The 14,185-nt window shown below is 66.6% G+C and carries 11 protein-coding genes; 1 reads left to right on the top strand and 10 read right to left on the bottom strand.

Translation table 11 applies throughout. The features are described from left to right. The first annotated feature begins 145 nt into the window (after positions 1-145). Positions 146-673: a class F sortase gene (locus ABD243_RS11075; RefSeq protein WP_344365424.1), complete on the top strand. Its 528-nt coding sequence runs from the start codon at positions 146-148 to the stop codon at positions 671-673. Here ABD243_RS11075 and ABD243_RS11070 read toward each other — a convergent pair. The 10 genes from ABD243_RS11070 to ilvC all read right to left on the bottom strand — a co-directional run bounded on the left by ABD243_RS11070 (position 651) and on the right by ilvC (position 14,104). Then, positions 651-1,472, bottom strand: coding sequence for an MBL fold metallo-hydrolase (locus ABD243_RS11070; protein WP_344365422.1), 822 nt, complete (start codon positions 1,470-1,472; stop codon positions 651-653). The genes ABD243_RS11075 and ABD243_RS11070 overlap by 23 nt on opposite strands. A gap of 56 nt (positions 1,473-1,528) precedes the next feature. Next, positions 1,529-2,887: a polysaccharide deacetylase family protein gene (locus ABD243_RS11065; RefSeq protein WP_344365420.1), complete on the bottom strand. Its 1,359-nt coding sequence runs from the start codon at positions 2,885-2,887 to the stop codon at positions 1,529-1,531. 73 nt (positions 2,888-2,960) lie between these two features. Beyond that, positions 2,961-3,335, bottom strand: a complete 375-nt coding sequence (locus ABD243_RS11060) for a DUF1304 family protein (RefSeq protein WP_344365417.1) — start codon at positions 3,333-3,335, stop codon at positions 2,961-2,963. A 177-nt stretch (positions 3,336-3,512) separates the two neighbouring features. Then, positions 3,513-4,625, bottom strand: coding sequence for a branched-chain amino acid aminotransferase (locus tag ABD243_RS11055; protein WP_344365414.1), 1,113 nt, complete (start codon positions 4,623-4,625; stop codon positions 3,513-3,515). A 143-nt stretch (positions 4,626-4,768) separates the two neighbouring features. Next, complete coding sequence (locus tag ABD243_RS11050) at positions 4,769-5,821, bottom strand: 3-isopropylmalate dehydrogenase (protein ID WP_344365412.1); 1,053 nt, start codon at positions 5,819-5,821, stop codon at positions 4,769-4,771. A 183-nt stretch (positions 5,822-6,004) separates the two neighbouring features. Further along, complete coding sequence (gene metG / locus ABD243_RS11045; protein ID WP_344365410.1) at positions 6,005-7,564, bottom strand: methionine--tRNA ligase; 1,560 nt, start codon at positions 7,562-7,564, stop codon at positions 6,005-6,007. A gap of 9 nt (positions 7,565-7,573) precedes the next feature. Further along, positions 7,574-8,341 (bottom strand): ABC transporter ATP-binding protein, encoded by a 768-nt coding sequence (locus ABD243_RS11040; RefSeq protein ID WP_371129565.1) that lies wholly within the window; start codon positions 8,339-8,341, stop codon positions 7,574-7,576. Continuing rightward, positions 8,338-11,124: an ABC transporter permease gene (locus ABD243_RS11035; protein ID WP_344365408.1), complete on the bottom strand. Its 2,787-nt coding sequence runs from the start codon at positions 11,122-11,124 to the stop codon at positions 8,338-8,340. Before ABD243_RS11035 ends, ABD243_RS11040 begins: the two co-directional genes overlap by 4 nt. 205 nt (positions 11,125-11,329) lie before the next feature. Next, positions 11,330-12,925 (bottom strand): phosphoglycerate dehydrogenase, encoded by a 1,596-nt coding sequence (gene serA, locus ABD243_RS11030; protein ID WP_344365405.1) that lies wholly within the window; start codon positions 12,923-12,925, stop codon positions 11,330-11,332. A gap of 153 nt (positions 12,926-13,078) precedes the next feature. Next, a complete protein-coding gene (gene ilvC, locus ABD243_RS11025) occupies positions 13,079-14,104 on the bottom strand; it encodes a ketol-acid reductoisomerase (protein ID WP_091253334.1) in 1,026 nt (341 codons plus the stop codon). Between the last annotated feature and the right edge of the window lie 81 nt (positions 14,105-14,185).

The following is a 14,185-nucleotide window of genomic DNA, read 5'->3' as shown; positions in this document are numbered from 1 at the left end:
TCAATCGTGGTGCTGGAGGGCAGCCTTTACGCGGGCCCGGTCCGGAGCGACGGCTCTAGCCCTTCTTGCGGCACTCAGCGGACTGTCGGTAGTGATGCTGGGCTGTACTCCCGGCGATCCCCAGGGTCCGCACTCAACTGCCGCCGTGACCTCCTCGACCCCCGGTTCGCCCTCCGTACCGGCCAATCTTGCTCCGGAAGTCGTCGACGGAGGCACCAACTCGGCGCTACCCCCGGCCTCCCCTCCCCAGCGCATCAGCTATCCGGGCGCCGGCATTGATGTCTCCGTGCTGCCGCTGACGCCAAGCGCCGAGGAATTGGCTGCCGGCTCCCTCGTCCCGCCGATGACCATGGACGCCTACTGGCTCACCGCCTACGGACAGCCCGGCTCCGGCTCACTCAACACCACATACATCGTCGGACATAGCTGGCAGACCGCCGAGGCCCCTTTCAACCGGCTCAGCAGCAGGTCCGCCATCGGGGACGAGCTGAGCGTCCGCACGATGACCGGCACCGTCAAATACAAGGTCCAAAGCGTCACCACCCATGACAAGGACACGCTCCGCACCAGCGACGGGTGGAACAAGGTGTCCGGGCGGTTGGTGCTCATCAGCTGCTATACCGAAGACATCCGGGGTAAGAACGTGGTTGTCATGGCCATGCCGGTCCCGTGACCGGCTCTAGCCCGCCGCCGGCGGCACGCAGGTAGTCCAGCTGTGCCGCGACGGAGAGCTCCGCAGCGCGGCGGACGGAAGGATCGACGTCGGCGTACACAGCGTCCGTGACGGCGCCGACGCCGGCGTCGGCGCCCAGTGCCTCGAGGGCCGCCCGGACCTGCGCGAGCCGGCCCTGCCGGTGGTCCCGGTAGGCGCGGGCGACGCCGTCGAGCGCCGGCAGCACCGGGCCGTGGGCCGGCAGCACCGTGGCGGGGCCGAGGCGTTCCAGCTTGTCCAGCGACTCGAGGTAGTCGCGGAGGGTGCCGTCGGGGAAGTCCAGCATGGCGGTTCCGGAACCCAGAATCGTGTCCCCGGTCAGTACAGAGCCGTGCGGGCCGTCCTGCGGCAGGTGGAAGCACAGTGAATCCGAGGTGTGGCCCGGCGTCGCCAGGACCCTGATTTCGACCCCCGCGGCATGGAGGGTTTCGCCGTCCTGCAACGGCGGCGCGCCGTGGCAGTGGGCGGGATCCGCGGCCCGTACCGGCGCCCCCGTCAATGCCGAGAATCTCGCGGCGGCCGCGGTGTGGTCCGCGTGCCGGTGCGTGATCAGGATGAGTTCGATCCTGCCCTCCCCCGCCAGCGCCTGCAGGTGCGGTTCGTCGAGGGGCCCGGGGTCGACGGCGACGCTGGCCGCCGCCGGGGCGCCGATGAGATAGGAGTTGGTTCCGGCCAGGCTCATGGGCCCGGGGTTCGGGGCGAGCCGGAACCGGGTCAGCTCGCTGCTGCGGACAATGCCGGCGGAGGTCTCGGAGGTCACTGTCCCATCCTTGCACTGCAGAGGACAGCATGCGGCAACACGACGAGGCCGTGCAACTATGCGGCCAGCAATCGCGGCTCCTGCAAGTGCAGCTCGCCGCCGGTTAGGGGCGACATGCGGACTCGAACCGTGGGGCTGCCTACAAGTGGCAGCACCACGTACTGATGAACGGGTTTGAATCCGGTCGACGGGACCAAGGTAACGATCTTCTCAACGTTGAATTGTCCCGGGGCCATGGGATCGAGTATTTCGATCTTCGCGCGTATTCCGGTTGTTGAGCGCATCGAAATGAGCAGTTGCCTGGCAGAGCCGGCATAGAGCCCGGTCGAAACATCTTTGTAAAGAGGCGCGGATCCGGCACCCCGGCGGGCGTACGTAGTTCCTGACTCGCTGCGGAGTGCCCACTTTGCGGCTGCTCCGTTCCAGCCGTTCCACCCGGCCTTAAAGCTCGCCGTCCGGGAAAGGAGATTGTGGCGCGAGAAGGAATTGAAACTGGACATCATCAATCCTGACGTTGTCAGTATTTCCATTCGCCGCTGATCGCGTTCGCGGGCACACCAGGCAAAGAGATCCTCAACGGCAAGGAGGTCCGCATCGTCCATGAGGCTGGGGTGGTACATGAAGCACACGCCTCGCCCCTGTTGGGCCGCCGCATGAACAAAGGAAGGCCCGCGCCGGGCATAGTCGGCGTTCTCGATGCCGATGTGGACGTTGCCCATGCTGTCCAATGGGTTCCCCGTCATCGGCCAGTAACCGGGGACATAACCTGTCGACAGGGCATGTTCCTGAATAATCAGCCGTCCGGCCAGATATTTCTGGAACGAGGCCGTACTCCTTCCGCCGGCAAAGCCTTGGTAGCGTGTACCACCCACGCCCGGAGGAATGAAAAGTTCAATCGGCAACTTGGGCAACGCTTTGGCCAGGGCAGTGCGCGAGTAGACAATTTCTTCCCTCAACCTCTGCGCGGTAGGTGCGTCCGTGTGAGTAGAACTATGGTTGGCGACTTCCAGCCCGTTTTCCAGGGCCAGCTTCTGCAGGATTGGGAAGGAGAGGTTTGCACTGCCGTTCGGGCCATGTTCAAGGTCGAACATCTGGGACATGGCGGCGACCGTGACGGGAATACCGTACTGCCGGTGCAGTGGAAGGAGTTTGGACTGAAACCGGTTGAGATGGTGATCACAGCGGAAGGCCACGGCAACCTTGCCTCCGGTGCCGATAGGTCCCCCACGCCGGGCCGCGAACGCGTCCAGAAGCGCGCCATTGGGCGTGAACGGGTATGCCTGGCCTGGAACCGCCGCGGTGATAGCCGCGGTGGATCCGTCCCCGGCACCCACGGCCACGGCCGCGGACGCGGCCGTCATCGCACTGGCCTGAAGAAACCTACGTCGGCTGAAGTTCTTGGATCCGATCAACATTGACATCCCCCATGGCGCCGGCGAGCGAACTGAATGCAGCCATCATAGGCCCCTGCCGGAGCGCGAGAATGATCTAGACGAGCAGCAGGATGGTGATGATGAGCGGCGGACCCGCTTCTGCGAGGGCACTTCCCCAAAGCCGCCGCTCGGAAAGGAGCAGGTCGGTCCCCAGGATCACGTGCGCCACGCAGGTGAAGAGCAAGAGGGTGCGCCCCTCGTCCGAGTCAGCTCCGCCGAGCATGACCGCTCCCACAATGGCGCCTATTCCCCAGATTACGTTGTAGATCCCCAGGTTGAGGGTCCGGAGCCGGACGGTCTCAACGTCGTCCGGGTCGGCGACGAATAGCCGCTCCAGACGCTGGTCGCGGATGAAGAACGACTCGGCTACACCGACGACGATCAGCAGGCCCCCGAAGACCACGCCCAGAACCTGGATAAGCCCGGTCATCTGCTCATTGTGCACCCGCGGCTCCAGCCTCGAACAGGGCCGATTGGACAGGTTACGCCGTACTTCAGCGCATTTTTCACCAAAATCTCAGACGCCGACGGCGGCCCCCACCGCAAGGTGCGGGCCGCCGTCGAGAGTCACAATGTGTGTCCTACATGCTGCGCCTGGATTTTGTACCTAGGCGAGGCGGGTCAGCCAGCCGTGAGTGTCCTCCACGGTGCCGGTCTGGATGCCGAGCAGCTGGGCGCGGATGGCCATGGTGGTCTCCCCCGCCTTTGCGTCTTCGGAGCCGATGAACTCGGTGGCATCCTTGAGCACGCCGATGGGGGTGATGACGGCGGCGGTGCCGCAGGCGAAGACCTCGGCGATCTCGCCGGAGGCAACGCCGTCGCGCCACTCATCCAGGGTGATCTTGCGTTCGGTGACTTCGCGGCCCATGTCCCGGGCCACCTGGATCACGGAGGACCGCGTCACGCCCTCCAGGATGGTGCCGGACAGCGCGGGGGTGACGAGCGAGCCGTCCTTCATGACGAAGAAGACGTTCATGCCGCCGAGTTCCTCGACCGCGTTGTCATTGAACTGGTCCAGGAAGAGGACCTGCTTGCAGCCGTGGGCCTCGGCTTCCTGTTGGGCGATCAGCGAGGCGGCGTAGTTGCCGCCGCACTTGGCGGCGCCCGTTCCGCCGCGGCCGGCGCGGGCGTATTCACGCGAGATCCAGATGGAGACGGGTTTGAGCTCGCCGCCGAAGTAGTTGCCGGCCGGGGAGGCGATCACGCGGAAGGAGACCTCGCGCGCTGCCCGGACGCCCAGGAAGGCCTCCGTGGCGATCATGAACGGCCGCAGGTACAGGGCCTCGCCGTCGCCGGACGGGACCCAGTCCTTGTCCGCCGCGACGAGTTCGCGGATGGCGCCGAGGAAGTACTCCTCCGGCAGCTCCGGGAGCGCCAGGCGCCGGGCGGACTTGTTCAGGCGGGCGGCGTTGGCCTCGGGGCGGAACGTCCAGATCGAGCCGTCAGCGTGCCGGTAGGCCTTGAGTCCCTCGAAGATCTCCTGGCCGTAGTGCAGCACCGCGGCGGAGGGGTCCAGGGAAATGGGACCGTAGGGCTCAATTCGTGCGTCATGCCAGCCGCCGTTGCCCTCGGCGTCAACGCTGTAGTCGACAACCGCGGTGTGGTCGGTGAAATAGTCGCCAAATCCCGGGTTCGCCAGGATGGCTGCACGCTCTTCAGCAGACTTCGGGTTCTCCGACAGGTGCTGGGTGAATTCGACGCCATGGGCAGTCTGAGTCATGGTTCCTCCACGATCGGCTGCCTGGTGTGGGAACGTGGTTCACCGTCGGACCACGGCAGCATTTTGGTGATTCGAAACTAGCTTACGCCCGTTGGCAGTACCGGTTCTGCGCTGCCTGCAGTGCAGCGAGTGCGGCCGGGGGGCTACAGCGCCGCCGCGATGGCGTCGCCCACCTCGCTGGTGGTGCGGACGGCGCCGTCGCGGGCCTCAACGTCGGCGGTGACGGCCGCCTCGATCTTCCGGGCGGCGCCGGCGAACCCGAGGTGGTCGAGCAGAAGCGCGGCGGAGAGGATCGCGGCGGTGGGGTCGGCTTTCTGCTGGCCGGCGATGTCCGGGGCGGAGCCGTGGACCGGTTCGAACATCGACGGCGCGGTGCGGTCCATGTTGATGTTGCCGGAGGCTGCCAGGCCGATCCCGCCGGTCACGGCTGCCGCGAGGTCGGTGATGATGTCTCCGAACAGGTTGTCGGTGACGATCACGTCGAAGCGGGCCGGATCGGTGACCATGAAGATCGTGGCGGCGTCGACATGGAGATAGTCGTGGGTGACCTCGGGGAACTCCTGGGCCACGGCCTCGACCGTGCGCTTCCAGAGCTGGCCGGCGAAGACCAGGACGTTGTGCTTGTGCACCAGGGTGAGCTTCTTGCGGGGACGGTCGTTGGCCCGGCGGAAGGCGTCGCGGACCACGCGCTCCACGCCGTGGGCAGTGTTCAGCGAGACCTCGGTGGCGACCTCGTGCGGCGTGCCGGCGCGCAGCGTGCCGCCGTTGCCCACGTAGGGGCCCTCGGTGCCTTCGCGGACCACGATGAAGTCGATCTCGCCGGGGTTGGCGAGCGGGCTGCCGACGCCGGCGTAGAGGCGGGAGGGCCGCAGGTTGACGAAGTGGTCCAGGCTGAAACGCAGCTTCAGCAGGAGCTCGCGCTCGATGATGCCGGAGGGGATCCGGGTGTCGCCGGGGGCTGCCCCGACGGCACCGAACAGGATGGCGTCGCGGGTGCGGAGGTCCTCGAGGGTGGCTGCGGGCAGGGTCTCCCCCGTCTCCAGCCAGTGCTCCGCGCCCAGCTTGTAGTGGGTCTGCCGGAGCACGATCCCCTCGGCGGCCGCGGCCTTCTCGAGAACCTTCAGGGCTTCGGCGGTGACCTCGGGGCCGATGCCGTCGCCCGGGATGACTGCCAGATCAATCGTGGATGCGCTCATATTTTCAGGGTAGCCAAGGGATCCACATTCTGGTCAAGTTGTCTCACTATTCAAACACCCCCCGCCGACGCACCCTCACGTCCTGCAGGAAAAAGCGAAACGCTCCCGCTCCTCCAAGGCGGAGGGGCGGGAGCGTCACCCGAAACGCCGCAAGTCTGCGGGAGCGTCCGGAGGTGTGCAGGCTCAGGCGTCTGCGGGTTCCTCGTACTTCGGGAACACCGGGGCCGGAGCGGGCAGCTGGGTGCCGGCGGCGATCGGCGTGCCGAGGGCCGCGAACTGGCGCGCCTCGCCCTCGGGCTGGCCGAGCGTGTCCAGGATGGCCGCCGTCGCCGTCGGCATGACCGGCTGGGCCAGGATGGACACGATCCGCAGCACCTCAAGCGTCACGTACAGGACCGTGTTCATGCGCTCGACGTCGGTCTTGCGCAGCACCCACGGCGCCTGTTCGGCGAAGTAGGCGTTCGTGTCGCCCAGGACAGCCCAGATGGCTTCCAGCGCGCGGCTGAACTCCTGCTTCTCGAAGGCGGCCCGGACGGTGTCCAGCAGGGCGTGGGCCTGGTCCAGCAGCGCGGTGTCGTCGGCGGAGAAGGCGCCCGGCACCGGCACGCGGCCCTCGCAGTTCTTGGCCACCATGGACAGCGACCGCTGGGCCAGGTTGCCGAAGTTGTTGGCCAGGTCCGAGTTCATCCGGCCCACGATGGCCTCGTGGTTGTAGTTGCCGTCCGCCCCGAACGGGACCTCGCGCAGGAAGAAGAACCGCACCTGGTCCAGCCCGTACTGCGCGACGAAGTCCGCCGGCGCCACCACGTTGCCGAGGGACTTGGACATCTTGACCCCGTTGTTGTGCAGGAAGCCGTGGATCATGATGCGCTTGGGCAGCTCCAGCCCGGCGCTCATAAGGAAGGCCGGCCAGTAGATGGCGTGGAACCGGGAAATGTCCTTGCCGATCACGTGGACATCGGCCGGCCAGTACTTCTTGAAGGATTCCGATTCGGTGTCGGGGTAGCCGACGCCGGTGAGGTAGTTGGTGAGGGCGTCGACCCACACGTACATGACGTGGTTGTCGTTGCCGGGCACCGGGACGCCCCAGTCGAACGTCGTGCGGCTGATGGACAGGTCCTCCAGGCCGCGCTTGACGAAGCTGATGACCTCGTTGAACCGTGACTGCGGGGCGCCGAATTCCGGGTGCGCCTCGTAGAGCGCCAGCAGCTTATCCTGGTAGGCCGAGAGCCGGAAGAAGTAGCTCTCCTCGGCCGTCCACGTCACAGCGGTATCGGTTTCGCGGGAGTAGCGGAGTCCGTCATCTTTGAGAACGGTCTCGTCCTCGCCGTAGTAGGCCTCGTCGCGGACCGAGTACCAGCCTTCGTACTTGGACAGGTAGATGTCCCCGTTGGCTTCCATCTTCTTCCAGATGGCCTGCGATGCCGCGTAGTGGTCGGCGTCGGTGGTGCGGATGAAGCGGTCGTAGGAGATCCCCAGGGCGGCGTGGGCCGCCTTGTAGATCTCGGCGTTCCGGTCCACCAACTCCTTGGGCGTGACGCCTTCCTTCTCGGCGGCCTGGGCGATCTTCATGCCGTGCTCGTCCGTTCCGGTCAGGAAGAAGACGTCGAACCCGTCCAGTCGCTTGAAGCGGGCCATCGCATCGGTGGCGATGTACTCGTACGCGTGGCCGATATGCGGCACCCCGTTGGGGTACGTGATGGCCGTGGTGATGTAGAACGGGGGTTTTTCAGAAGAAGTCACGGTCTAAATCTAGATCAGTTCGGTCAGGGTATCGCTCTGGCGGACCAGTTCGTGGTCATGTGAAGCCACCAGCACGGCAATGCCGTCCGACGTCGTGTCCTTGAGGATGCTGATGATGCGGTTAGCCGCGGCACGGTCCAGGCTGGCCGTCGGCTCGTCGACCACCAGGACCCGGGTGCCGAGGATGAGGGCGCGGGCGATCGCCACGCGCTGGCGCTCACCGCCGGAGAGCTGCGCCGGGCGGTGGCGCATGCGCCGGCCCAGGCCCACGAGGTCCAGGAGGTCCTTGGCCATGTCACGGCGCTTCTCCACCTCGCCATCCGGCACGGCCGGCAGCAGGACGTTTTCGAGTGCGCTCATCCCGTCGATCAGGGCGCCGCCCTGGTCGACATAGCCGATCAGGGCCCGGCGGCGGTCGGCGATCTCGTCGTCGCCCATGGTCTCGAGCGAGTCGCCTTCCCAGAACACCCGGCCCGACGTCGGCAGGGTCAGGCCCGCGCCGACGGTCAGGATGCTGGTCTTGCCGGAGCCGGAGCGGCCGGCGACGCAGTGCATCTCGCCGGCGTGCAGCGTCATGTTGAAGTCGTCCACGACGTTGACGGGCTCGGCACCGCCCTTGCCGCCGCCGTAGTGGATGGTGATGTTGCTCAGTTCCAGCGGGGTGGCGTGGTCCGTGGCCTTCACGATCGTGTTGGCGCGGGTCTTGTGCGCACCGCGACGGGTGCTGGCGGTCATCCGGTCGTGTGCCTCCCGGTCGAGGTTCAGCTCGTTAGTCATTGGACCACTTTCGTTGCAATCGGAATCCAGCAAAGTACAGCCACGAGGCCGGCGAGAGCGGCCCACAGTGCGGCATAGGGGGCGAGGAGGAGGCCGATGCCGAGGGCGCCCACAATACCCAGCGGCAACGCGACGGTTCCCACCATGGCATTTTCGAAGAAACGGACCTGGCCCAGCATGTCCGGGTTCCAGCCCATGGCCCGCAGAGTGCCGAGGTACTGGCGCTTGGCCTGCAGTTCGAACCGCCCGGTGACCATGGTCAGGACCAGGCCGACGGCCACGCCGGACAAGGCCAGGATGATGCTTGGGAGCGCGATGCTGGCCGCGGCCAGCCCGCCCAGCGCACTGGCGCCGGCGGCCCGGGGAATGTCGATCAGCAGGGCGACCAGTCCGCCTACGGCGGCGGCGAAAACACCGACGGCAACAGCCAGCGCGATGGTGTTGAACTTGTTGGTGCTCAGCTGCCGGTTGGCGAAGGTCAGCGGGGAATCAATCGCCATGAGCCGCTCATCGTGCTGCGGTTCCTGGTCCACTTCCTCGCGGTGGCGCAGCTGCTGCGCGGCGAAGAAGGCTGCGCCCACGTACAACGCCAGGACCGAGGCCGAGACGATCGCGGTGGCCGCACTCCAGGTGATCAGGCTGAGGGCGATCCCGACGACGGCCAGCAGGCCCGCGCCGACGCCGAATTCGGCCAGCACCCAGGAACGGATCCTGCGCTGCGTCCAGCCCATGGCACGCAGGGTACCGGCCTCGCTGCGCCGTTTGCGGACGTAGCTGACGGTGGAGGCACCCGTTAGCAGGGCGGCACCGCACAGGGTCAGGAACAGCAGGGTCAGGTTCGTGGTGGTCAGGGAGCCGGAGACGGCGTCCGCGGCGTTCTGGCGGACCCACGACTGCTGTACGGTGCCCAGCGGCGATTCCTTGCCGGCGTCGTCCTTGGAGTAGCCGGGAACGGCGATGCTGGCGTCTTCGCGGGCGGAACCGGCCACGACGGTGGCTTCCAGGCCCATGTCGCGGATCTCGTTGGCGAGCTTCTCGATGTCGGGCTGCGCCTGCTTCCAGCTGCCGGGGACCTTGGCCCGGACGCGGACGGCGTCGATCACGTTGGCGTTAGTGTCGTATCCGCGGGCGGCGGCGAGGCCGTAGTAGTCGGTGATGGCGCCAGCGGACTGGCTGACCAGGCCTGTGGCGCTCAGGGACGGCTTGAGTTCGGTGCTGGTCTGGTTGCCGGCCGCGTCCTTCGTCAGGGTGAACGGCGCGGGGTCGTAGCCGCCCAGGGGCAGCCGGTTGACGTCGCCGGCAGCTTCCTTGACCGCCGAAGGGTCGAACGTGCCGTAGACCATGGCCAGCGGAGTGGCGAGCTTCTTGCCGGTCTCGAGGTTGTCCCGGTAGGAGCGCTCGTCGACGGGATCGCGCTGGGTCTGGTCGACGGCGGCGCCGTTGGCGGCCTTGTCCGGGAGCCGGTTCACGGTGACCCAGTCGCCGGGCGTGGCGCTCTTGTTCGCCGCGCCGTTGGCGGCGGTTTCACCGTCTTTGTACTTGGGGGCCGCGGCGAAGTTGGTGGTCCAGGTGGCCGGGTCGTAGAGGCCCTGGCTGAAGGCTGCGGTGTCGCCCATGAGCTGGGTGAGGTCCTTGGACCCGGGCCAGGCGAGGGCGAACGGGGACTTGGAGACGAACGGGAGGTAGTCCTTGTCCAGCGAGCGGGTCACGGTGCCGACGTCCTTGGTGACGTTGCCGGAGTCGTCGATTTCCTCGATCTTGACCGAGTACTTCAGGTCCAGGGCGGTGCCGGTGCGCACGATCAGCGGAATCGCCTGCGAATCGGCGGTGAGCTGGCCGTCGCGCTTGGCCTGCTGGTACTGGGTCATCAGCGGGGCCCAGTACTTGAGCTTGACGCCGAGGAAGTCGGGGCCTTCCTTGAGCTCGTCCATGCTGATGCCGTTGGTGAAGAGGCTCTCGAAGTGGCGGCCGATCGCGCCGGCGTTGCGGGCATCCGCGGGCGGGGCCTTCTCCAGCGGAGCCAGGAAGTCACCGGCCGTGCCGAGCAGGGCGCGTTCGGAGACGGGGTCGACGGCGACCACGGACTCGGTCACCTGCGGCGCCATGGGCAGGGAGACGGAGAGGTTGAAGAGGTTGTGCTCGGAGCCGCCGGCGGGGGTGGGGAATTTGATCCCGGTTTCGCCGGCCGGGCCCTGAATGCGGACGTTCTTGCCGCCGGCCACCTGCTCTTCGACCAGCTTGGCCTTGCCGAGGGTTCCTTCGGCCGTGGTCTTGAAGAGGGTCTGGTCGGAGTGGCCGTCGGAGCTGACGGCGCTGGCGGTGAGGCGGTATTTCTTCGGGGTGTCGCTCAGGACAGATTCCGCGGCCGGCCATTTGCTCGGGTCCGTGGCGGTCGGGTCGCCGGCCGTGCCGGCGAGGCCCGCGTTGAAGCCGAGGTAGTCGGTGGCGTCCAGCCTGGGCGCCTCGAGGTTCTGGGTGACGCGGGAGACCAGGCTGATGGGCGCGGCCACCGACGTGCCGGAGAGCTTCCGGATCGCGTCCAGCTGGTCGAAGCTGATGCCGCCCTGCCCGGTGGCGATGTCCGGCTGCATCAGGCCGCCGTTGTCACCGGCCTTGGCCTGGACCAGGACGTCGTAGAGCCCCCGGGAGTTTTGGTCCACGGTCCTGCTCAGCGCCGCCTGGGACTGACCCTGGACGAGGACTGACAGGCACATGGCCACGATCAAAATGGACGCGGTCAGCAGAAGCACTCTGCTTCTGATGAACCTCTGGACGGCGTTCATTGGGCTCCTGAAAGCTGGATTGCGTGCGCACGCCGCAGTTCATTTCCTGCGGAATTGAAGGCGTCCCGTGCCGGGCGTGCAAAAGTAAAGGCCGGTCTGCCGGCCAAGACCCGAAATTCGGTCCTAGCCATTGTACGCAGACCGGCCGCCCGCTCACGGACGCCGGCGGCTCTCAAGCCGCCGCCGGCGCCCTGCGGGGAGGATTTCAGTCCTCGAGGTCGACCTCGCGGACCATGTCAGCGCCGATCCCGGCCTTGATCGCGTCAAGGACCTGCTGGGGAACGGAGCTGTCGATGGTCAGAAGGGCGAGCACCTGGCCGCCTTCTGCCTGGCGTGCCACCTGCATGCCGGCGATGTTGATGTTGTTCATGCCCAGGATGTGGCCGATCGTGCCGATCACGCCGGGGCGGTCCGAGTAGGCCACCACCACGAGGTGCTCGCTGATCGGGATCTCCACCTCGTAGCCGTTGACGCCCACGAGCTTCTGGACCTGCTTCGGGCCGGTGAGGGTTCCCGCGACGGAGATCTGGCTGCCGTCGCTGAGGGCACCGCGCAGGGTCAGCACGTTGCGGTAGGACTCGGTGTCCGGCGTCGTGATGAGCCGGACGTTGATGCCGCGCTGTTCGGCGATCACCGGGGCGTTGACGTAGGAGACCTGCTCGGTCACGACGTCGGCGAAAATCCCCTTGAGGGCCGCGAGTTCCAGGACCTTGACGTCGAGGGAGGAGATCTCGCCGGCCACCTCGATGTCGAACTGCGTGAGGGAGGCGTGGGTCAGCGCGGTGAAGATCCGGCCGAGCTTTTCGATCAGCGGGATGCCCGGGCGGACGTCTTCGGCGATGACGCCGCCGGCGACGTTGACGGCGTCCGGGACCAGTTCGCCGGCCAGCGCGAGGCGCACGGACTTGGCGACGGAGACGCCGGCCTTCTCCTGGGCCTCGTCGGTGGAGGCGCCCAGGTGCGGGGTCACCACGACGTTGTCGAGCTTGAAGAAGGGCAGGTCGGTGCTGGGCTCCTTGTTGAAGACGTCGACGCCGGCACCGGCGATGTCGCCGGCCTGGAGCGCGGTGTAGAGGGCTTCCTCGTCCACCAGGCCGCCGCGGGCGACGTTGATGACGTAGGCCGTGCTCTTCATCTTCTTGAAGGCGTCGGCGCCGAGCATGCCGACGGTCTCCGGAGTCTTGGGCATGTGGATGGTGATGAAGTCCGACTGCGCGAGGAGCTCATCGAGGGTCACCAGCTGGACGCCGAGCTGGGCGGCCCGGGCGGAGGTGATGTAGGGGTCGTACGCGAGGATCTTGGTGTCGAAGCCCTTGAGGCGGGCGGCCACCAGGGCGCCGATCCGGCCGAGGCCGATGATGCCGATCTTCTTTTCGAAGAGTTCGATGCCGGTGTACTTGGAGCGTTTCCACTCCCCGTCCTTGAGCGCGGAGCTGGCCTGCGGAATGTGGCGGGCGAGGCTCAGAATGTGCCCGACCGTCAGTTCGGCGGCGGAGACGATGTTGGAGGTCGGCGCGTTGACCACCATGACGCCGGCCTGCGTGGCGGCCTTGATGTCCACGTTGTCCAGGCCCACGCCGGCACGGGCGATCACCTTGAGGTTCTTGGCGGCGGCGATGGCTTCGGCGTCCACCTGGGTGGCGGAGCGGACCAGGATCGCGTCGACGTCGGCGATCGCGGAGAGCAGCTGGGAACGGTCGGAGCCGTCAGTCTGGCGGATTTCAAAGTCCGGGCCGAGGGCCTCGACTGTGGCGGGTGAAAGTTCCTCAGCGAGGAGTACGACAGGTTTGGTGCTAGTCACCGGTGACCTCTTTAGCTCTCTTGTGTATCTGGTGGGGATTTTGGTGAATCAGGTGGTGCTGGTGAGACGGGTGGTGCTGGACAGCAGGGAAGCCGGACCCCCAGGAAAAAGGTGTCCGGCTCCCCTGCCGGGCAATATTTAGCGGGCCGCGGTTTAGCGGGCTGCGGAACCTTCGACGTAGTCCGCGTCCTGCTGCTGCCAGGCGAACAGGGACCGCAGTTCGCGGCCCACGGCCTCGATCGGGTGCTGCTCGGCCTTGGCACGCAGCGCCTTGAACTCGGGAGCGCCGGCGTCCTGGTCGTCGATGAAGCGCTTGGCGAAGGCGCCGTCTTGGATGTCCTTCAGGACTGCCTTCATGTTCTCCTTCACCTCGGGGGTGATGACGCGCGGGCCGGAGACGTAGTCGCCGTACTCTGCGGTGTCCGAGACGCTCCAACGCTGCTTGGCGATGCCGCCTTCCCACATGAGGTCAACGATGAGCTTGAGCTCGTGAAGCACCTCGAAGTAAGCGATCTGTGGCTGGTAGCCGGCCTCAGTCAGGGTCTCGAAGCCGTACTGGACCAACTGGGACACGCCGCCGCAGAGGACAGCCTGCTCGCCGAAGAGGTCCGTTTCGGTCTCTTCGGTGAAGGTGGTCTTGATGACGCCGGCGCGGGTGCCGCCAATGGCCTTGGCGTAGGACTTGGCCAGCTCCCAGGCGGAACCGGTGGCGTCCTGCTCAACGGCGATGATGTCCGGGATGCCGCGGCCGGCTTCGAACTCGCGGCGCACGGTGTGGCCGGGAGCCTTCGGGGCGATCAGGATGACGTCAACGCCCTCCGGTGCCTTGATGTAGCCGAAGCGGATGTTGAAGCCGTGGGCGAAGGCGAGGGCCTTGCCCGGGGTCAGCTTGTCCTTGATGGAGTCGTTGTAGATCGAGCGCTGGTACTGGTCCGGCGCCAGGATCATGATGACGTCGGCCCATTCGGCAGCGTCTGCGACGTTCTTGACCGTGAAGCCTGCGTCCTCGGCCTTGGCGATGGACTTCGAGCCTTCCTTGAGCGCGATGGCAACCTCGACGCCGGAATCGCGCAGGTTCAGCGCGTGGGCGTGGCCCTGGGAGCCGTAGCCGACAATGGCAACCTTGCGACCCTGGATGATCGACAGGTCTGCGTCGTCGTCGTAGAACATTTCAGTCACTTGCGTAACTCCTCTTGAGTGGTTTTTCGATGTTGTCTGTGGTGCTGCGGTTTGGGACGCAACGCTCGGCCAGGCAGTTGC

Origin of the sequence: Arthrobacter humicola (assembly GCF_039531445.1) — a bacterium.
GTDB lineage: Bacteria > Actinomycetota > Actinomycetes > Actinomycetales > Micrococcaceae > Arthrobacter > Arthrobacter humicola.
The sequence above is the reverse complement of the archived record's forward strand: the minus strand, read 5'-3'. Positions and strand labels throughout refer to the sequence as shown.

What these genes read in the sequence shown, in the direction of transcription:
- ABD243_RS11035 (WP_344365408.1), bottom strand. Translation starts at nt 11,124, where the DNA reads ATGAACGCCGTCCAGAGGTTCATCAGAAGCAGAGTGCTTCTGCTGACC.
- ABD243_RS11040 (WP_371129565.1), bottom strand. Translation starts at nt 8,341, where the DNA reads ATGACTAACGAGCTGAACCTCGACCGGGAGGCACACGACCGGATGACC.
- ABD243_RS11055 (WP_344365414.1), bottom strand. Translation starts at nt 4,625, where the DNA reads ATGACTCAGACTGCCCATGGCGTCGAATTCACCCAGCACCTGTCGGAG.
- ABD243_RS11065 (WP_344365420.1), bottom strand. Translation starts at nt 2,887, where the DNA reads ATGTTGATCGGATCCAAGAACTTCAGCCGACGTAGGTTTCTTCAGGCC.
- ABD243_RS11050 (WP_344365412.1), bottom strand. Translation starts at nt 5,821, where the DNA reads ATGAGCGCATCCACGATTGATCTGGCAGTCATCCCGGGCGACGGCATC.
- ABD243_RS11060 (WP_344365417.1), bottom strand. Translation starts at nt 3,335, where the DNA reads ATGACCGGGCTTATCCAGGTTCTGGGCGTGGTCTTCGGGGGCCTGCTG.